This is a genomic window from Ornithinimicrobium sufpigmenti, from assembly GCF_004322775.1.
GTDB lineage: Bacteria > Actinomycetota > Actinomycetes > Actinomycetales > Dermatophilaceae > Ornithinicoccus > Ornithinicoccus sufpigmenti.
Map to the genome: position 1 here is coordinate 76365 of NZ_CP036403.1, position 18720 is coordinate 95084.

Below are 18720 nucleotides of genomic sequence, written 5' to 3' on the forward strand. Positions count from 1 at the left end.
GTCTCAGCGGAACGGGTCGGTGATCTCGCGCAACGAGGCCAGTGCCTGGTGCAGCGCGTCCATCTGCTCCGGACCCAGGTGCGTGGCCCACTCCGCCTCCAGCTGCTCCTCCATCTCGCGCGCGGCGACACGGACGGCCTCCCCGCGAGGACCGAGCACGATGCGGCGCGCGCGGGCGTCGAGCGGGTCCGGCCGGCGCTCGACATACCCGGCCTTCTCCAGCTGGTCGACGAGGAATCCGGCGGTCTGCTTGGTGACCTGCGCGGCTGCGGCGAGGGAGGTGAGCCGGCTGCCGTCGTCGTCCAGGCGGGCGGCGATCCGCAGCTGCGCCAGGGTCAGGTCGGTGAAGCCCCGGTCGTGCAGATGGCCCAGGATGCGCTGCTCCGCGTGGCGGTAGGAGACGAACATCAGCATCGGTATGCCGACCGGCACGGTACCCCCTTGACAGGAAAGGTCAGAGAGTCTGACCATAGGAGAAGTAGTCAGAGAATCTTACCAAAGGAGCGGGTGTGATGGACCGGGAGCAGCTCTGGGACACCATCGTCGGGGAGCGCCAGGCGCTGGCGGCCGAGCTGGCCACGCTCACCGAGCAGGAGTGGGCCACGCCCTCGCTCTGCGCCGGCTGGACGGTCAAGGACGTCGCCGCCCACGTGATCTCCTCCCCCCAGCTGACCTGGCGGGAGATGGGCCGGTTCGCGCCAGGCATGGCCCGCTACGGCTACAACGGCGCGATCCTGCGCGACGGTCTGCGCAGGGGCAGGGTCCCCACCGCGCAGCTGCTCGCCGACTACGCGCAGTGGGCGTCGGTGCGGCGAGGCCCGGCCACGGTCACCGATGTGGAGCCGCTCATCGACGTGCTCGTGCACACGCAGGACATCCTGCGTCCGCTGGGGCGCCGGCACCCGATGCCGGTGGAGGCCGTGCCGGTCGCCGCCCGTCGGGCCAGGCTGCTCGCCGGCCTGCTGGGGGCCGGACCGGTCCGCCGGCTCCGCCTCGTGGCCACCGACGTGGACTGGGCGTTGGGTCCCGAGCAGGGCCAGCGGGTCGAGGGAGCTGCGGAGGAGCTGCTCATGCTGCTCTGCGGGCGTCCTGCCGAGGTGTCCCCGAGCCTGTCGCGGGCGCGGTCTGACCTGCCATGATCTGTGCATGCGCAATGTGCTCGGCGGCGAGCTGCAGGACTGCGGCACCGACCCGATGACCGGGTTCACCCGCTCGGGCCGGTGCGAGGTCACGCCGGACGACCTCGGGGTGCACGGCGTGTGCGCGGTGATGACCGAGGAGTTCCTGCAGCATCAGCTGGGCGTGGGCAACGACCTGGTGACGCCCCGCCCGATGTGGTCCTTCCCCGGCCTGCAGCCCGGTGACCGGTGGTGCGTCGTCGCGGTCCGGTGGCTGCAGGCGCAGCGGGCGGGTTGCGCTGCTCCGGTGGTGCTCGCGTGCACGCACGAGTCGGTGCTCGAGGTCGTGCCGCTGACGCTGCTGCAGCAGCACGCCGTCGACGTGCCCGACGACGTCTCGGGGTTGACGCACGGCTGAGCCCGGCCACCCGGGCCGGCACGCAGCATGCCTACCATCGCCGGGTGCTGCGGATCGCGACCTTCAACATCAACGGGATCAGGGCCGCCGAGCGACGGGGGTTCGGCGCCTGGCTCGAGGGCTGCGCGCCCGACGCCGTCGCCCTGCAGGAGGTCCGCTGCCCCGTGGACGCCCTGCCTGCCGACGTCTTCGGCGAGCACCACCTGACCTACGACCCGGGCACGATCCCGGGCCGCAACGGTGTCGCCGTGCTCACCCGTCAGGCCCCGGCTGCGGTGCGCACCTGGGGCGCCCCGGTCCTGCTCCGCCCACCCGGGGGGAGGATGACCGACCTGACCGAGGCGGAGGACGGCATACCCCTGGCCCGTGGGTTGTCCCGGTTCGTGCCCGAGGGCCGCTACGTCGAGGTCGACCTGGCGGACGAGCCGCTGACCGTGGCCAGCCTGTACCTGCCCAAGGGTGGGCTCCCCGCCCACCTGCAGGTGGCGGGCCGCATGCGGGAGGCTCCGGACGGCGGGGCCCGGTATGCCCGCAAGATGGGTTTCCTGCAGGCCTTCGCCCGTCACCTGCACCGGGCTCGGCGTGCCGCCCGCGCCCGGGGCCGGGAGTTCCTGCTGCTCGGCGACCTCAACGTCGCGCACACCGAGCAGGACGTCGCGCACTGGCGCCGCCACCAGCGCTCGGAGGGGTTCCTTCCGGAGGAGCGGGCCTGGATGGGTGACCAGCTCTCCGCGCGCACCCTCGTCGACGTCGTCCGACGGCTGCACCCGGACACACCCGGACCGTGGTCGTGGTGGAGCTGGCTCGGGCGCACCTTCGAGCGCGACGAGGGCTGGCGGATCGACTACCACCTGGCCACCCCCGGGCTGGCCCGCCGTGCCCGGGCGACGCACGTCCACCGCCAGGGTGAGGACGGGGTCCGGGTCAGCGACCACGGGGCGGTCGTCGTCGACTACGGCCCCTGACGCGTCGCCGGACGGGTTGCGGACTGGTGGCGACGTCCTGCCGACGGGCTCGTGTTGCCGGGTCGGCCTGGGGCAGGCACCGTGGGGGCATGAGCGATCAGTCTTTCGAGGACCAGTCCGACGAGACCCGGAACGACGGTTTCGGCACCATGGACCGCACCGAGGCGGAGGAGGAGACGGCACAGATCAACCTGGAGGAGCCGAGCTCCACCGACGACGTGCCCTGGAACCCGCCCGACAAGATGCCCATCCACTCGGAGTTCGGGGACGACCGGGAGGAGGAGACCATCGACCAGCGCATCGCCCAGGAGGTGCCCGAGGAGGGCACCGCCTACGGCGCGCCGGAGCCGGAGGGGATCCTCGGGGGCGCCGACGACCTGAGCGGGGAGGGTGTCGACGGCACCGGACCGACGCCGGATCAGATGCTGGGTGGGGACGACCCCGACGCCGTCCCGGCTGACGAAGACGTGCTCGACAGCCCGCTCTGAGGCCTGCGGCGCGCACGTCCGGTCGGAGCGAGAACCGCACCCTGACTCCCGGTCATCCGACGCGACCGGGAGGCCACGGTGCGGCGCTCGTGGAGCCCTCCGTGACAGGCTGGGGGACAGGACATGATGCAATACCCTCGGCAAGGTTAGACAAGGCATGGACGATCAGCGGGGAGAGCGACGCACGGGCGCTCCGACCGGCCGGCGCAAGCAGGATGGAAGCAGGGACCAGGTGAGCGTGACCCAGACGGACGAGGTTGTCCTCGTCGCCGACGACGGAACCCCGCTCGGCGCGGCGCCGCGGACCAGCGTGCACACCGCCGAGACTCCGCTTCACCAGGCGTTCTCCCTCTACCTCTTCGACGAGCAGGGACGGGTGCTCATCACCCGTCGGGCCCTCGACAAGCTCACCTGGCCGGGCGTGTGGACCAACGCCTGCTGCGGCCACCCCCGGCCCGGGGAGGAGCTCGGCGACGCCGTCCGCCGCCGGCTGGGCGAGGAGCTGGGCCTGACCGTCGACGACCTGCAGCTCGTGCTCCCCGACTTCCGCTACCGCGCCGTCGACGCCAGCGGGATCGTCGAGCACGAGCTCTGCCCGGTCCTGGTGGGACGAGCCGTCGGAGACCTGCGTCCGGACCCGACCGAGGTCAGCGAGCACGCCTGGGTGTCGTGGCCCGATCTGGTGACCGCGATCCGGGCCACCCCCTCCGTCTACAGCCCCTGGTCCGCCCTCCAGGTGCCCCTGCTGGAGGACGAGCAGGTGCGGTTGCCGTTGGACAGGCGGTCGACCGGCGCCGCACCCGCGCCGGGGCCCCAGGCCACGGCCGAGGCCGTCCCCGCCTCCTCCACGTTGACGGCGGTCGACGCGCTGCTGAGCTCGGAGCTGACCTGGATGCGCCAGGTCTGGGGAGCCATCGCCCCCGACGGCGAGCCAGACGTCCTGGGTGGTGAGCCGGGGGACCTGCCGGAGTGGCTGCATACCCTCCTGGTGGGTCAGGGCAAGCGGCTGCGGCCCCAGATGTGCCACTGGGGGTTCGTCGCCAGCGGCGGTCAGCTGGACACCCGCTGCCACGACGACGTCGTGCGGGTGGCGGCCGCCCTGGAGACGCTGCACCTCTTCGCGATGCTGCACGACGACGTGATGGACCAGTCGGACGAACGTCGCGGACGGCCCGCTGCGCACGTGGTGGCGGCCCGGCGGCACCGGGAGGTGGGTGGCCACGGTGACCCGCTGCGCTTCGGGGAGAACATCGCCCTCCTGCTCGGCGACCTCGCCCACAGCGAGGCGGACCGGCTCGTGCACACGCTGCCGTCGGTCATGCGCGACTACTGGTATGAGCTCAACCTCGAGCTCATCGTGGGGCAGCGCGCCGACCTCACCGGGGCAGCCGCACGCCGCACCGACCTCGCGCACGCCGAGGCGGTGGCGGCGCTGAAGTCGGGCGCGTACACGATCGAGCGGCCGCTGCAGCTGGGCGCGCTGGCGGCCAGCGCCACCCCGCAGCAGCGTGAGGTGCTGGGTCGCTTCGGCTGGCACCTGGGCCGGGCCTTCGCCTGGCGCGACGACGTGCTCGGGGTATGGGGCGACCACGCCGTGACGGGCAAGCCGTCCGGGGACGACCTGCGGGAAGGCAAGTCGACGCTGATCTGGGTGCTCGGCACCGAGCAGCTGCGCGGGGAGGCCGCCGCCGCCATGCAGCGGGTCGGGACCCCCGAGGCGCTGGAGTCGGACGTGCCGCTGCTGCAGCGGGCCCTGGAGGAGGCCGGCGTGCGGGAGGAGGTCGAGGTCCGCATCGCCGCGGAGATCGAGGCGGCGGAGGCGGCGCTGGTGGACTCTCCCCTCACCCCGGAAGGCGTCGCCGGCCTGCGCGAGACGGCCCGTCTCGTGGCCTGGAGAACTGCATGAGCCACGTCGTGGTCATCGGGGCGGGGTTGTCCGGGCTCGCTGCGGCGTGCCACCTGGTCGGGGCGGGGCACCGGGTCACCGTGCTGGAGCGTGACGACGTCCCCGGCGGTCGCGCCGGACGCCTGGAGCGCGGTGGGTTCACCTTTGACACCGGCCCGACCGTGCTGACCATGCCCGACCTCATCGACCGGCCGCTGCGGGCGGCCGGGTCGAGCCTGGACGAGCGCCTGGAGCTGCAGCTGCTCGACCCGGCCTACCACGCCTTCTACGCCGACGGCTCGGAGCTGACGGTGCGGCACGGCCACGAGGCGATGCGTGCCGAGATCGAGCGGGAGTGCGGCAGCGCCGACGCGGCGGCCTTCGACGACTTCGTGGTCTGGCTGCGCAAGCTCTACGAGGCCGAGATGCCGCACTTCATCGACCGCAACTTCGACAGCCCGGCCGACCTGCTGGCACGGCCGCGCGCCGCGGCGCAGCTGATCTCGATGGGCGGCTTCGGCCGGCTGGGACCGACGATCCGCAAGCGGTTCCAGGACGACCGGCTGCACCGCCTCTTCTCCTTCCAGGCCATGTATGCCGGGCTGGCGCCGGACGAGGCCCTGGCCATCTACGCGGTCATCACCTATATGGACTCCATCGAGGGGGTCTACTTCCCCCGCGGCGGGATGCGTGCGGTGCCCGAGGCGCTGGCCGGTGCGGCGAGCGACGCCGGGGCCGAGATCCGCTACGACACCACGGTCAGCGAGCTGCTGAGGGACGGCAGGAGTGGGCGGCGGACGCTGCCGGGCCGTGGGACCGGGGGACGGGTTCGCGGTGTGGTGACCGAGGACGGCGAGGTGATCGCTGCGGACGCGGTGGTCTGCACCCTCGACCTGCCCACCGCATACGAGCAGCTGCTGCCCGACCTGCGGGCGCCCCGGGCGGTGAACGGGGTGCTGGGCGGCAACTACTCCCCCTCCGCCGTCGTCTGGCACGTGGGCGTGCGTGGCGTCCCGGAGGGCAAGGCCCACCACAACATCCACTTCGGGCACGAGTGGGCCGGTGCCTTCGACGACCTGATGAAGAGCGGGACCCTCATGGGTGACCCGTCCCGGCTGGTCACCGTGCACTCCCTCGACGACGAGGAGGCGGCCCCCGAGGGGCACAGCACCCTCTATGTCCTGGAGCCGGTGCCGAACCTCGACGTGGGGACGATCGACTGGGAGCGGGAGCGGGGACCGATGCGTGAGCGGCTGCTCGGCTTCCTCGAGAGTGCCGGTTACCCCACCGACATCGTCGAGGAGGAGCTGGTCACCCCCCTGGACTGGCAGAGTATGGGGATGGCAGCCGGGACCCCGTTCGCGCTGGCGCACACCTTCCCCCAGACCGGCCCGTTCCGTCCGTCCAACGTGGACCGGCGGGTGCCGGGGCTGGTCTTCGCCGGGTCGGGGACCGTGCCCGGTGTGGGGGTGCCGATGGTCCTGCCGTCCGGTCGGCTGGCCGCGCTGCGGGTCCAGGAGATGGTGGGATGAGCCTCATCGGGCCCGGCTCGGCGGGCTCTCCGCACCGCCCGTCGGACCCGCTGCTGGTCGAGGGCTACCGCCGCTGTGCGGAGCTCACCCGCCAGCACGGCACCACCTACTACTGGGGCGCCCTGCTGCTGCCGCCCGAGCAGCGCGTGGACGTCTACGCCGTCTACGCCCTGTGCCGGCTGGCCGACGACATCGTCGACGAGCCGGACAAGGTCGACCTGGCGGTGCCGAGGCACGACGACCCTGCGGTGCGGCTGCGGCTGTTCGAGCAGACCTTCACCGAGGCGCTCGCGGCCGGTGGCGGCGACGAGCCGGTGATGGCGGCCGTCGTGGACTCGCTGCGGCGCCGGGGCACCGACCCCGAGTGCTTCGACCGGTTCTTCCGGGCCATGGAGCTGGACCTGACCCGGGAGACCTGGGCCTCGTGGGAGGAGCTGCGCGACGGCTACATGGAGGGCTCGGCCGCGGTCATCGGCGAGATGATGCTGCCGGTGCTGGAGCCGCCTACCCCTCTGGCGCAGGCACCGGCCCGTTCTCTGGGCCTGGCCTTCCAGCTGACGAACTTCCTCCGCGACGTGGGCGAGGACCTGGACCGGGGCCGCGTCTACCTGCCGCAGGACGACCTGGCCCGGCACGGTGTCGACCCGTGGGAGCGCAGGGTGACGCCGCAGTGGCGGGCGATGATGGCCGAGCAGATCGAGCGCAACCGGGCCTTGTACCGGGACGCCGCCCGTGGTGTGGGGATGCTGCCCAAGCCGAGCGCCCGGTGCGTGGCGACCGCCCTGCGGATGTACTCGCTGATCCTGCGCCGCATCGAGGAGGCGGACTACGACGTCTTCTCCGAGCGTCGGCGCGTCCCCCGGCGCACCAAGGTCGCCATCCTCGGTGACGTCCTCGTCCGCGGCCCCTCGCGCAACCTGGTCCGCCGGTGAGGGCCTCCTGATGCCCTCCCTGCCGCACCCGCACCTCATCGCGCTCCGGCTGGCGGCGACGGTGCTGCTCAGCGCCGTGATCGGCCAGGCTGGTTGGGCGGCGGCCATGCTGGGCGGTGAGTCGCGGTATGCCGCGTTCCACCAGGCGGGGGCCTGGGTCACCCTGGCGGTCGCGGTGCTCAGCGCCGTGACGTATGTCGTGCTGCGGCGCTCCGCCGGGCCGATCAACCTCTGGTTGGCCCTGGGCCTGACCGTGGCGATCGCGGTGCAGATCGGCCTGGGTCAGACCGGCCAGAGGGCTGTGCACATCTTCTCCGGCGTGCTCATCGCGATGCTCGCCACCGCGCTGACCTCGTGGACGTACCGGCACAAGATGCCTGACGCTGAGGGGTCCTCGGGCGGTCCGGTCGAGGTGAGCAGCAGCTGATCCGTCAGGCGTAGTCCTCCGCGGGTCAGCGCTCGTCGCCCTGGGTGTCGTCGCTGTCGTTGTTGTCGTCGTCGTTGTCGTTGTCGTCATGGCCGGGGATGCCCAGGATGTCTTGGGGGGTGGGGGTGTCGGGGTGGGGTCCTGGGTGGGTGTAGCCGGTGTGGGGGTCGGTGTGGGTGAGGTGGACCCAGGCTTCGTCGTGCAGGGCGGTGCGGTCGCCGGCGAGGTAGAGGGTGCGTTGGTGTTGGGTCTCGTGGGCGTAGACGGCTCGGGAGGCGAGGTCGCGGCGTTCGGCGAGGTCGTCGGGGGCATGGGTGCGTAGGTATTGGGTGTAGTTGTGGACGCGGGTGGTGCGGTGCTGGTTGAGCAGGGTGGTGAAGGTCAGGTCGCGGCGGGTGCCGATCTGGATGCGCCAGTGGCCGAGGGTCTTCTCGTGGTGGGGGCGTTTGTGCAGGGCGGCGAGGTTGGTCTCGGTGGTGGTGCCGCCGGGGGTGCCCCAGGGGGTGACGTGGTCGAGCTCGAGGGCTTGGCCGGTCAGGCGGGAGCCGGGGGCTCGGGAGTAGAGGTCGGCGGCCAGGACCTGGCGGCGCATGTCGACATCGGGTCGGTAGGTGGTGATGGTGCGTTCGATGAGGCGCCCGTCGGCGGGGTCGGTGAGGAGGCGGTGCAGAGTGGTGCCGGGCAGCAGGACCAGCTCTCGGGCGTGTCCGGGGGTGAGGAACATCGGGTGGGACCCGGTGAGCTCACCGACCATGCCCCGGCCCGGTGGTTCGCGGTCCAGGACGGGCGAGCCGGAGCGCCCAGGCCTCGGCGCAGCTGCGGGTCCGGGTAGGCAGGCAGGATCTGATGCTGCTCGTGGGTCCGGACCTGGACCTGGGTCTGGACCTGGGTCGGGATTCGGGCCTGGATCCGGGGCTGGGTCTGGGTCTGGTGGGGTTTCGTCCGGCAGCTCCGGTTCCGGCGGCTCGTGTGCTTCTGGTGGGCTGGCCCAGGGTGGTGGCTTGGTGCTCGGGCCGGTCTGGCTCCACGGGGTAGCTGCGCTGGCATCGCCAGCGTCAAGGTCGGGGTCTAGCTTCAGTCCTTGGTCGGGGTTGTTGCTGTTCTGCAGGTCCGGCCCCGGTCCTGGTGGGTTGGATCTGTTCTGCGCAGGCGGGGCACAGGGGCAGTCCCGTTTTGAGGGCGTCGACGGGGATGATGATCTGGGCGTGGATCTTGGGTTGGGCGTGCAGGACGGCGAGCAGGTCGGTGAGGCGTTCGGGGGTGAGGACCTCATCCAGGGTGTCGGTGTGGGTGTCGGTGGTGGTGAGGTCGAGGATGCCGTGCAGGTGCAGGGCGGCGGCGAGGTCGAACCGCAGCTGGGTCAGGGTGCGTTCTTCCCCGGCGGCGCGTAGGGCGCGGGCGGCGACATCGAGGCGGTGCCGGATCCCGGCGATCATCACTGCTGGGCCGGTCATGGTGAGGGTGCCGGTGCCGTCGTCGTGCAGCCGGATCTCGACCCGCCGGTTCGCATAGGCCCGGCGGCGCCGCGCCGCGTCGGCGTCGGGGTCCTGGCCCAGGCAGGCGGTGATCTCCCGGGCCAGCGCGCCCTGGTAGGGGTGGTGGGCCCAGACCGTGTCGAGGTCGAGGTGGCCGTCGATGTCGAGGCGTTCCTCGCAGGCCAGGGCGGGGTCGGTCCCGAACAGGGCGTAGGCGACCAGGAGTTGTTGGTCGTGGGTGAGGTGGGCGCGGGTGGTGCGTTCCCAGAACGTCTTGACCTGTCCCCACCGTGCCTGGCCGCGGCGTAGCGCGGCGAGCAGCATCGACCGTAGCTCGCCACCGCAGGTGGCGACCGCGGCCAGGGTGGTGGCTTCGGTCGTGCTGGTGCCGGTGGCCAGTTCCAGCTCCATCACCGCGGCCTGGCGGACGGCGGCGTCCACGCTGCGCGCGGCCGCGGGCGAGAGGGCCACGCCGGTGAGGCCGCGGCGCTCCAGGATCCGGGCCCGGCACTCATCCACCACCTCCGCGGCGGCCTCGAGCAGGTCCGCCTCCACGCCGCACCGGGCCCGAGCAGCAGCCTCCACCGCCACCACCGACACGTGCGGGACCGGCACCGGCGTCGGCGTAGGTGGAGCAGCTGACTCGGTGAGGTTGACCGGCTCGGTGCCACCGGACGGGGCGGTGTCCTCGCCGCTGCCGGGGCCAGCGTCAGCATCTGCGTCCTCAGGCTCTGGCCCGTCGCCGGCGGTGGGCAGCGCCGAGATCTCGACCTGGATGTTGCCGCAGGTCAGGGCCGCCAACACATGCAGGGCGTCCTGTTGACGCCGTTCGGCCAACGTCGCCAGGTCGGCCGCCGTGGCACCACGCAGGTCCCCGCGCAACTCATCGAGCTGGGCGTACCCGATCAACCGCTGCTCAGCCGCTGACCACCCAGCCCCCGGCCCAGGCAGCGCTGCTGCAGGTGGTGCGTCCATCGTGTCCCCCTCCCCGGCGGCTCAACGTTGATCCTGAGACCAGTTTAGCACGTACGTTCGATTCGCGGAAGGCCCTGTGGAGAACTTCCCACAGTTCGAAGGTAGTCGTGAGGTCCGACAGACCCACACGCAAGCTCTCGCTCGGACTCCCGGACCGCTACGTCAGCCGCAGCTCCAGACCTCGCAGGGTGTAGCCCTCGATGAGGTCGTCCCAGCCCAGCTCCGGCTCGCGCACCGCCTGCGGCCGCCGGGAGAGCAGCGCGTGCAGCAGGACGTCGGACTCCAGCATGGCCAGCGGCTGACCGGGGCACTTGTGCTCCCCGTCCCCGAAGGCCAGCCCGGCGGGGTTGACCCCAGCCGGCAGCTGCCGCCCGGGGCAGAGGTCGAGGGGGTCGGGTCCGACGACGTCGGGGTCAGCATTCGCCGACCGGATGCACACGTCCATGAGGTCGCCGGGCGCCACGACGTCCTCCGGCTGTCCCTCGTGCCCCCCGACCGCAACCTCCACCTGCGCCCGCCGGTAGAGGTGCCCCACGACCGGCTCCAGCCGGATGATCTCGTGCAGTATCGCCATCCTGTCAGCCTCCTCGCCCGCGAGGTAGCGCTCCAACAGCTCCTCGTCGGCCAGCAGGTGCCAGGCCGCCATCGTGATGAACTCCCGCGTCGTCACCATGCCGGCCGTGCCGTAGGTGACGCACTCGACGAGGATGTCCGTGTTGCTGTACCCCTCGTCGATGAGGTGGCTGATGATGTCCTCGCGCGGCTGCCGGCGTCGGGAGCGCACGGCCGGGCGCACGTCGTGCCACCAGAACCGGAGCACCGGGACGAGGCCGTTGAAGGCTGCCGAGGCCCACTGCCGGCCGGTGCGGCCCAGATCCGCCCGAGTGATGTCGAAAGGCGGCTGGTTGAAGAAGGTGACCAGCCTGCGCGCCATCCGCGGCACCGACGACTCCGTCAGCCCGACCACCTTGGCGGTCACCTCGACCGTGTAGTCGAGCGCGAGGTCGTCCAGCCGGCAGCCACCGGCCCGGGTCGCCTCCCCGAGCAGCCGGTCCGCCGAGGCCTGCATCAGCCCCGGATAGCGGTCCTGCACCACCTTGGGCGCCAGGAAACGGGCCACCTTGCGCCGCTGCTCGTCGTGCAGCGGCCCGTCCGAGACCAGGACGGGGTGCAGCTTGAGCCGCTGCGGGATCTTCTCCGCGGTGAAGCCGGCCTGGGTGGTCGCGTGCCGGGCACGCAGCACCTGGCGGGCCTCCCGCATCCCGCGGACCCGCCAGATCGCGCTGACCCCGCTCCGCCCGCCCGGGTCCTCCCGCTCCAGGGTCGGACAGCTCGGCTCACCGGGGCGGACGGCCCGGCGCCGGTCCGTCATCGCCCGAGCTGGGCCGACTGGGCAGCCTGTGCTGCTCGCGCACCCGACCCGACCGGTATGCGGTCACGCACCGTGCGCCCCACCCTGCGCCCCACCGTTCGCCCCAGCCTCGCCACGGCCGAGCGTGGCCGGCGCAGGACGCCCTCGAGGGGGACCGTCCAGATGTCCTCGCCCCGGACACCCCAGCCGGCCAGCAGCTGGTTGGCGGCCAGCACTCCGGTGACCGCGGCCCGCTCCATGAGTGCGATCGGCCAGTCGACCCGCAGCCCGTCGCCGGCCAGCACCAAGCCGGCGTACGGAGTCTCGACCGTCAGCCGCTGCCGCCAGGGCCCGGTCCCGACCAAGCCGCAGTCGTCGTCCACGAGGAGCTCCTCGTGGACCACGCCCAGGCTGGCGGTCTCGGGGTAGACCTCTCGCATCGCGGTCATCAGCCGCTCCCGCAGCCGGTCCAGGTCGAGCCCGTGCGGGCTGCCCCCGGCCAGGTCGACGTCACGGGCCGGGTCGGCCGCGTAGGCGTGCAGCTCCACCACCGACCCGCCGTGCTCGGCGCTCCAGCGCGCCGCCCCGTCCTCGAAGCGCTCCAGCACGGTGACGTTGTCGAGAAGGTCGTAGCCACTGGTGCCCAGGAAGGCCTCGCGCTCCGGGGCCACCTTGCCGTCCAGCCACAGCCGCAGCACCGCGAACGGCGGGGCGTTGTTCCCCGCCCTCACCCGCCCGTGCCAAGCCTCCTGCCCCGGACCCTCTGCCGGGAGGTCGGCGAGCAGCGCCCGCGTGGCTCGGGGGTCGGTCGCGAGCACCACGGCGTCGGCCACGTGGGTGACCTCCGAGCCCTGGACGCGCACACGCCATACCCCGTCGTCGTCCTGCGTGAGCGAGCCGACCCGCTCGCCTGTCCGGACGTCCACCCCCAGCCTGGTGAGGTAGCGCCCGAGCGGCGCCCACAGGGCGGTGTCGTAGTCGTCGTCGGGCACGTCGAAGAGCAGTCCTTCGGAGCTCCCGGTGAAGTAGGTGTGGAACATCCCCACCAGCTCGCCGGCGCCGAACTCGCTGGGGTGGGCGAAGAAGGACCGGGCGAAGACCTCCAGGGCCAGGTGCCGGGCGCCCTCGGGGAAGCGCAGCCGGTCCAGGAAGTCCTGCGCGGACTCGCCGTCGTAGCGCTCGTGGCTGGCGGGGTAGGAGACGTCGATGAGCTCCAGCGCGCTGGGCAGGTGCACCGAGGGCAGGGCAGAGACCGGGAAGGTGGGGCTGCGCACGACGAAGGCGGCCAGGTTGGCGGGCGGGGTCACCGGCAGGGCAGCGAAGGAGTCGGTCAGGCCGTCCCCACGTCGCAGGGGGTAGTCAGGCACCGGCACCAGCCTCGACAGTGTCGGGTCGGCACGGCGCAGCAGGGAGCGCAGCGTGTAGTACTGCCGGAAGAAGGCGTGGAAGCCGCGGCTCATCGTCCGGCCGTCCCCCAGCGGCCAGGCGCGGACCCGCCCGCCCAGCTGCTCGCACGCCTCCACGAGGGTGACCCGTACGCCGCGCTCGGCGAGCACGGCCGCGGAGGCGAGCCCGGCGATGCCGCCGCCGACGACCACGACGTGTCGAGGCTCGGTCAGCCGGGCCGCGCCGGGCGCTGAGGGGTGGCGGACGGCGCCGCGGTCGCGGCCGGGTGGGACGGTGCGGGCCATGGGGTCCTCTGCTTCGGGGGTGCTCGGGGGTGCTCGGGGGTGCTCGGGGGTTCGGGTCAGCCCGGACGGCGGGCGAGGACGGTGTGCAGGATCCCGCGCTGCCAGCCACGGGCGGTGCTCCACGTCTGCTCGGTCAGGCCGGCCCGGTCCAGACGGGCCGAGAGCTCGGCGGTGCTGTCGTTGTCGAGCACGCTGCGCCACAGGTAGCGGTAGATGGCGGGGTTGCCGCGCAGCACCACCGACAGCGGCATCACCACGCCCCAGCAGACCAGGGTCCACACGGCGACCGCCACGGTGTCGCCCTTGACGTGATAGTCCTGCAGCGCCACCCAGCCGCCCGGACGGACCTGGTCGTGGATCGCGCCCACGGTGGCGTCCCGCTGGTCCTCCGGCACATTTCTGAGCAGGTATGCCGCGAACGCCCCGTCGGCCTGGCCGCCCAGCTCCTCGGCGGCGACCCCGGGCAGGTCCTGGGCGTAGGCCTCGACGAACCGGATCCCTGCCGGCCAGTCCTTGGCGCGGGCCTGCTGGAGCATCCCGGGCGAGGAGTCCAGGCCGACCACCGTGGCGTCCGGTCCGGCCGCGTCGACGAGCGCCTGCGTGGACAGCCCCGACCCGCAGCCCAGGTCCCACAGGCGCAGCGGCGCCGACGACCCTCCGGGTGAACCTCCCGACGACCTGTCCGACGCCCCCCGCAGCCGCGACACGAGTGCGGTAGCCGCGTCGCGCAGGGCCCGGTGGTAGCCGGGGTTCAGCCTCGTCAGCACGTCGTAGCGTCCGGCGGCACGGTCGAACTGCTCGGCAAGCTGCATACCGGGCAGCCTAGTCCGGCCAGGGGGACACTCCCGTGCCGGAGGGCGGTGTTCGCCCGGGCAGGTGCCTGCAGGCCGTAGCGTGCGCGGTATGACGAGCACCCCTGCCCTCGATGCGGTCGGACTGGTCCGCCGCTTCGGCTCGCTGACCGCCGTCGACGACGTCAGCCTGCGGATCGCCACGGGCGAGACGGTCGGCCTGCTCGGACCCAACGGGGCAGGCAAGACGACGGCGATCTCGATGATGGCCGGGCTGCTCACGCCGGACGTGGGGAGCGTCCGGGTCGCCGGTTCCTCGATGCTGGAGGAGCCGATGCAGGCCAAGCGTCACCTGGGCCTGGTGCCCCAGGAGCTGGCGATCTACCCCGAGATCTCCGCGCGGGACAACCTGCGTTTCTTCGGCCGCCTGCAGGGTCTGCGGGGCGGTGACCTCGACGCCCGGGTGGCCGAGGTGCTGGAGCTGGTGGGCCTGCAGGACCGGGCCAAGGGGCCGGCCAAGGAGTTCTCCGGCGGGATGAAACGCCGGCTCAACATCGCGATCGGGCTCCTGCACCGGCCGACCCTCCTCATCCTCGACGAGCCGACGGTCGGGGTGGACCCGCAGTCGCGCAACGCCATCCTGGCGTCGGTCGAAGCTCTGACCGACGAGGGCATGGCGGTCCTCTACACGACCCACTACATGGAGGAGGCCCAGCGGCTGTGCGACCGGATCGCGATCATGGACGCGGGACGGGTGCAGGCCGAGGGCACCCGTGAGGAGCTTGTCGCGCTCACGGGGGGCGTGGACACGATCACGCTCACGGGGACAGGTGAGGTCGCCGAGGCCGAGACGGCCGTCGCCGCCCTGCCGCCCGTCCAGCAGGTGGTCCGCGACGGCCACCGGCTCCACCTGTCGGTGCGGGGAGCGGCAGCGGTGGTGACGCAGGTCGTGACCGCAGCGTCCCGGGCGGGGATGGAGCTGGAGGACGTGCAGATCAGCCGCCCCGACCTGGAGTCGGTCTTCCTGCACCTGACCGGCAAGGCGCTGAGGGACTGATGGGCCGGGCCCTGCTCATCCTCGTGGTCCACGACCTGCGCCAGCGGCTGCGCGACCGGTCGGTGCTGATCTTCGGTCTGCTCGTGCCCTTCTCCCTGGCGTTCGTCTTCTCCCTCGCCTTCGCGGGGCTGGAGGACGTGGAGCTGGAGCCGGTCACCGTGGCGGTGGCCGCGCCGGACGGCGATGAGTATGCGGCTGCACTGGTGGGGACGCTGCAGGCCCTGCCGGCGCAGGACCTGCCGGTGACGGTGCGGCGGGCCGCGGCCGACGAGGTGCCTGGACTGGTGGACACCGGGGAGGCGGGGGTGGGTGCCGTGCTGCCGGAGGGCTTCGGGAGCGCGCTGTCGGGGGGACCGGCGCCGGACTCGGACGTCGTCATCCGGGTCGGCCCGGACGCCGGCCTGTCCGGCGACGTGGTCGCCGACATCGTCCGCTCCGTCGTCGCGCAGATGAACGCCGACGCGGCGGCGCTGACGGCCGCAGGCGACCAGGCGGGCCTGTCCGAGCAGGAGCTGGGGGCACTGGCCCAGGAGCTGGGGCAGGTCTCGCCCGAGGTGGCCTGGACGGGCAGCCAGGTCGAGGGTGAGGACCTCTCGTTCACCTCGGGCATCGTCTCGGGGCAGGCCGGCATGTTCTTGTTCTTCACCGTCGGCTTCGCCGTGCTCACCCTGCTGACCGAGCGGGAGTGGGGCATCCTCGCCCGGCTGCGCTCGCTGCCCGTGCCTCGCTGGCTGGTGCCCCTGTCCAAGGCCGTGGTCGCCGTGCTGCTGGGCGTGGCCTCGACGAGCACCCTCCTGCTCGCGGGCGGCGCCTTCCTCGACGGGGTGCATTTCGGTTCCTGGTGGGTGGTGCTGCCCCTCGTCGTCGCAGTCGTCGTCGCGGCCACCTCGGTGATGTTCATCATCGTCAAGGTCGCCCGCACCTCCGAGCAGGCGGGCATGGCGATGTCGGTCATCGCCATCAGCCTCGGCGTCGCCGGGGGCAGCTTCTTCCGCCTCCCCGCCGATGGCTGGGTCGCCCAGGTGGTGCAGATCAACCCGGTCGCAGCCCTGACGCGCGGGCTGGGCATCAGCGCCGGCGGCGGGGGCCTGGCCGACCTGACGCCGGTGCTGCTGAGCCTGCTCGCGTTCACCGCGGTGGTGCTGCTCCTCGCCCGTGTCCTGCCGAACCGGAAGGACGCGCTGTGAGGGAGGACACCCTGTGAGAGCCGTGCTCGCGCTGGCGGCCCTGGAGCTGCGCCGCTTCCTCTCCGACCGGATCAACCTGTTCTTCGTCCTGGTCCTGCCGCTGATCCTGGTGGCGGTCCTCGGTCTGCAGTCCGGTGAGGGCCCCGCGGCCCGTGTCGCGCTCGGGGGCGATGGCCCCGTGGCGGAGCACGTCGGCGCCCAGCTCGAGCGGGCGGAGGTGAAGGTCGACCGGCACCCGGGCCGCGACGGAGTCCTCGGGTCCCTGGGTGAGGCTGCGGCCGACCTGGGCGTGGTCGTGGTCTCCGAGGACCCGTTGCAGCTGGAGCTGGTCTCGGTCGGGGAGCCCAACCCGGGTGTTGAGATGATGGTCCGCGCGGCCGTCGACGAGGTCGCCGTCAGGGCGGCCCGGGTCGAGGTGCTCACAGGGGCCGGTATGGAGCCCGGCCAGGCCGAGCAGGTCGTTGCCGATGCACGGGAGGGCGAGCCGGTCCCGGTCCGCGTCGAGACGGACAACCCGATCGCCGAGGAGCTCGCCGGTGCCGGCCGGTTCGAGGTGGGCGCGAGTGCGCAGATGCTCCTCTTCGTCTTCCTCAACACCCTGGGAGCCTCGGCCGCCATGATCCAGGCGCGCCGCAGCGGCGCCGTCCGCCGCGGGCTCGCGGCACCCGTGACCGCGGGCCAGACCGTCACCGGGCTGGCCCTGGGGCGCCTGGTCATCGCGTTCTTCCAGGCCGGGTGGATCATCGGGATGTCCAGCCTGCTCTTCGGCGTGAGCTGGGGATCGCTGCCCAGCGTCCTCGTCGTGGTCGCCCTCTTCGGGCTCGTCGCGTCCGGCCTGGCGATGGTCGTGGGCGTCGTCATGGACAGCGAGGGCCCGGCCAGCGGGGTGTCGGTCGGGGCCGGGCTGGTCCTGGCCGCCCTCGGCGGCTGCATGGTGCCGCTGGAGCTGTTCACGGACGGACTGCGCCGGGTCGCCATGGTCACCCCGCACGCCTGGGGCTACCAGGCGCTGGCCGAGATCCAGCGCCGCGACGCCGGCGTGCTGGACGTGCTGCCGCAGCTGGCCGTGCTGGCCGGGATGGCGGCGGTGGTGCTGGTGGCCGGCTCGGTCCTGCTGCGCCGCAGCCTGGCGCGGGCGATGTGAGCCGGTCCCTGGGGGTCCCTGAGGCCTGTGCCGGACAGCTCCTCCACCAAAGCCGTTGCCCGGACTACGCGGGTGCGTCAGGCTGTCGCTGCGTCCCGCCGCAGCCGTGCCGAGCCGCAGACAAGGCAGACCAGGCAGACAGGAGAGAACATGCACACCGCGCTGTGGGTGGCGACCGGGGTCCTGGCCGGGCTCGTGCTGATCGCCGGGCTCGTCAAGGCCGTGCAGCCCAGGGACAGGCTCTACGCCTCGGGGCTGACCTACGTCGAGGACTTCCCCGCGTGGTTCATCCGGGCGCTCGGTGTCGCCGAGGTGCTGGGTGCGGTGGGCCTGGTGCTGCCCGGGCTGGTCGGGACCGGGCAGGTTCTGGTGCCGACCAGCGCCGTCTGCCTGGCCGTGACCATGGTCGGGGCGGTCGTGGTGCACCTGCGCCGGCGTGAGGCGGCAAAGGTGGCCATGCCGGCGTTCCTGCTCGCTCTGGCCGTCTTCGTCGCGTGGGGCCGTCTCGGCGCCTGGCCTCTGTGAGTTTCTCCACACGCCACACGCTGTCGGCAGATGAGCGCGTCCGGTGGCTCACCCACCCGCACCGCATACCCCCTGCCGTGGGGAGCAGCTCCGGTCCCACGACTGGGCCGCGCGGACCTGCGTCCCGCCACCCCTTGCCTCGACCGGCCTCCTGGGAGCACGATGCTCGTGGGTCCGGTGCGCGGGCCGTTGCGAGGAAAGGGGGCCGCTCATGGCCCGGCTCGTGTTCGGGATGAACCAGTCCCTGGACGGCTACGTCGACCACACGGAGTTCGCCCCTGACCCCACTCTCTTCCGGCACTTCGTCGAGGAGGCCAGGTCCCAGACCGGCTCGATCTACGGCCGGCGCACCTACGAGCTCATGCGCTACTGGGACGAGGACGACCCGGCCTGGGACGCCGACGAGCAGGCCTTCGCCGCCGCGCGCCAGGCCCAGCGCACGTGGGTGGTCTCCAGGTCCCGCCCCCCGCTCGGCCCGGGGGCAAAGCTGCTCGAGGGCGACCTGGCAGACGCGGTCCGCCGGCTCAAGGCCGAGCACGAGGGGGAGATCGAGGTCGCCGGGCCCGACCTCGCGGGCAGCCTGACCGACCTCGGCCTCATCGACGAGTACCGGATCTACCTGCACCCGGTCGTGCTGGGTCGCGGTGCGCCGTACTTCACCGGCCCGCGTCCGCCCCTGCTCCTGCAGGACCACGCCAGGATCGGCCAGGACGTGGTGCGGCTGTCCTACGTGCCCGCCTGAGCCGGCAGCGGCTCAAC

19 protein-coding genes are annotated in these 18720 nt (G+C 72.7%); 13 read left to right on the plus strand and 6 right to left on the minus strand.

The window, feature by feature from the left end; translation table 11 throughout:
• Positions 1-3: 3 nt before the first annotated feature.
• On the minus strand, positions 4-432 hold the full coding sequence (locus tag ESZ52_RS00360; protein WP_238154694.1) for a MarR family winged helix-turn-helix transcriptional regulator: 429 nt from the start codon (positions 430-432) through the stop codon (positions 4-6).
• Between the two features lie 80 nt (positions 433-512).
• Between ESZ52_RS00360 and ESZ52_RS00365 the strand changes: the two genes are divergently transcribed.
• The 8 genes from ESZ52_RS00365 to ESZ52_RS00400 all read left to right on the plus strand — a co-directional run bounded on the left by ESZ52_RS00365 (position 513) and on the right by ESZ52_RS00400 (position 7765).
• On the plus strand, positions 513-1139 hold the full coding sequence (locus tag ESZ52_RS00365; RefSeq protein WP_131103182.1) for a maleylpyruvate isomerase family mycothiol-dependent enzyme: 627 nt from the start codon (positions 513-515) through the stop codon (positions 1137-1139).
• Positions 1140-1146: 7 nt separating this feature from the next.
• Entirely contained in the window at positions 1147-1536 is a 390-nt protein-coding gene (locus tag ESZ52_RS00370) for a DUF2237 family protein (RefSeq protein WP_202865388.1), read from the plus strand.
• A gap of 44 nt (positions 1537-1580) precedes the next feature.
• Complete coding sequence (locus tag ESZ52_RS00375) at positions 1581-2501, plus strand: exodeoxyribonuclease III (RefSeq protein ID WP_131103183.1); 921 nt, start codon at positions 1581-1583, stop codon at positions 2499-2501.
• 89 nt (positions 2502-2590) lie between these two features.
• Positions 2591-2989 carry a hypothetical protein gene (locus ESZ52_RS00380; RefSeq protein WP_131103184.1) on the plus strand — a complete coding sequence of 133 codons (399 nt, stop codon included), beginning with the start codon at positions 2591-2593 and terminating at the stop codon, positions 2987-2989.
• A gap of 232 nt (positions 2990-3221) precedes the next feature.
• Positions 3222-4895 (plus strand): isopentenyl-diphosphate Delta-isomerase, encoded by a 1674-nt coding sequence (idi, locus tag ESZ52_RS19960; RefSeq protein ID WP_337590181.1) that lies wholly within the window; start codon positions 3222-3224, stop codon positions 4893-4895.
• Entirely contained in the window at positions 4892-6406 is a 1515-nt protein-coding gene (gene crtI, locus ESZ52_RS00390; protein ID WP_131103186.1) for a phytoene desaturase family protein, read from the plus strand. The genes idi and crtI overlap by 4 nt, the downstream gene beginning before the upstream one ends.
• Positions 6403-7338, plus strand: coding sequence for a phytoene/squalene synthase family protein (locus ESZ52_RS00395; protein WP_131103187.1), 936 nt, complete (start codon positions 6403-6405; stop codon positions 7336-7338). Before crtI ends, ESZ52_RS00395 begins: the two co-directional genes overlap by 4 nt.
• 10 nt (positions 7339-7348) lie before the next feature.
• On the plus strand, positions 7349-7765 hold the full coding sequence (locus ESZ52_RS00400) for a hypothetical protein (protein ID WP_131103188.1): 417 nt from the start codon (positions 7349-7351) through the stop codon (positions 7763-7765).
• A 25-nt stretch (positions 7766-7790) separates the two neighbouring features.
• Here ESZ52_RS00400 and ESZ52_RS00405 read toward each other — a convergent pair whose 3' ends face one another.
• The 5 genes from ESZ52_RS00405 to ESZ52_RS00425 all read right to left on the minus strand — a co-directional run bounded on the left by ESZ52_RS00405 (position 7791) and on the right by ESZ52_RS00425 (position 14069).
• Positions 7791-8519 (minus strand): hypothetical protein, encoded by a 729-nt coding sequence (locus ESZ52_RS00405; protein WP_131103189.1) that lies wholly within the window; start codon positions 8517-8519, stop codon positions 7791-7793.
• 301 nt (positions 8520-8820) lie between these two features.
• Entirely contained in the window at positions 8821-10215 is a 1395-nt protein-coding gene (locus tag ESZ52_RS00410) for a hypothetical protein (RefSeq protein ID WP_131103190.1), read from the minus strand.
• A 157-nt stretch (positions 10216-10372) separates the two neighbouring features.
• Positions 10373-11587 (minus strand): cytochrome P450, encoded by a 1215-nt coding sequence (locus ESZ52_RS00415; RefSeq protein ID WP_131103191.1) that lies wholly within the window; start codon positions 11585-11587, stop codon positions 10373-10375.
• Positions 11584-13257, minus strand: a complete 1674-nt coding sequence (locus ESZ52_RS00420; RefSeq protein ID WP_131103192.1) for an FAD-dependent oxidoreductase — start codon at positions 13255-13257, stop codon at positions 11584-11586. The genes ESZ52_RS00415 and ESZ52_RS00420 overlap by 4 nt, the downstream gene beginning before the upstream one ends.
• Before the next feature lie 56 nt (positions 13258-13313).
• The gene (locus tag ESZ52_RS00425) at positions 13314-14069 is read right to left on the minus strand and encodes a methyltransferase domain-containing protein (protein WP_131103193.1); all 756 of its coding nucleotides are present in this window, start codon (positions 14067-14069) and stop codon (positions 13314-13316) included.
• Positions 14070-14160: 91 nt separating this feature from the next.
• Here ESZ52_RS00425 and ESZ52_RS00430 point away from each other — a divergent pair, with 91 nt between their 5' ends.
• The 5 genes from ESZ52_RS00430 to ESZ52_RS00450 all read left to right on the plus strand — a co-directional run bounded on the left by ESZ52_RS00430 (position 14161) and on the right by ESZ52_RS00450 (position 18703).
• A complete protein-coding gene (locus ESZ52_RS00430; RefSeq protein WP_131103194.1) occupies positions 14161-15105 on the plus strand; it encodes an ABC transporter ATP-binding protein in 945 nt (314 codons plus the stop codon).
• Positions 15105-16292 (plus strand): ABC transporter permease, encoded by a 1188-nt coding sequence (locus tag ESZ52_RS00435; RefSeq protein ID WP_131103195.1) that lies wholly within the window; start codon positions 15105-15107, stop codon positions 16290-16292. Before ESZ52_RS00430 ends, ESZ52_RS00435 begins: the two co-directional genes overlap by 1 nt.
• A gap of 13 nt (positions 16293-16305) precedes the next feature.
• Entirely contained in the window at positions 16306-17436 is a 1131-nt protein-coding gene (locus tag ESZ52_RS00440) for an ABC transporter permease (RefSeq protein ID WP_181010062.1), read from the plus strand.
• Positions 17437-17586: 150 nt separating this feature from the next.
• Positions 17587-17961, plus strand: coding sequence for a DoxX family protein (locus ESZ52_RS00445; RefSeq protein WP_131103197.1), 375 nt, complete (start codon positions 17587-17589; stop codon positions 17959-17961).
• A 211-nt stretch (positions 17962-18172) separates the two neighbouring features.
• Entirely contained in the window at positions 18173-18703 is a 531-nt protein-coding gene (locus ESZ52_RS00450) for a dihydrofolate reductase family protein (protein WP_131103198.1), read from the plus strand.
• Positions 18704-18720 lie beyond the last annotated feature (17 nt).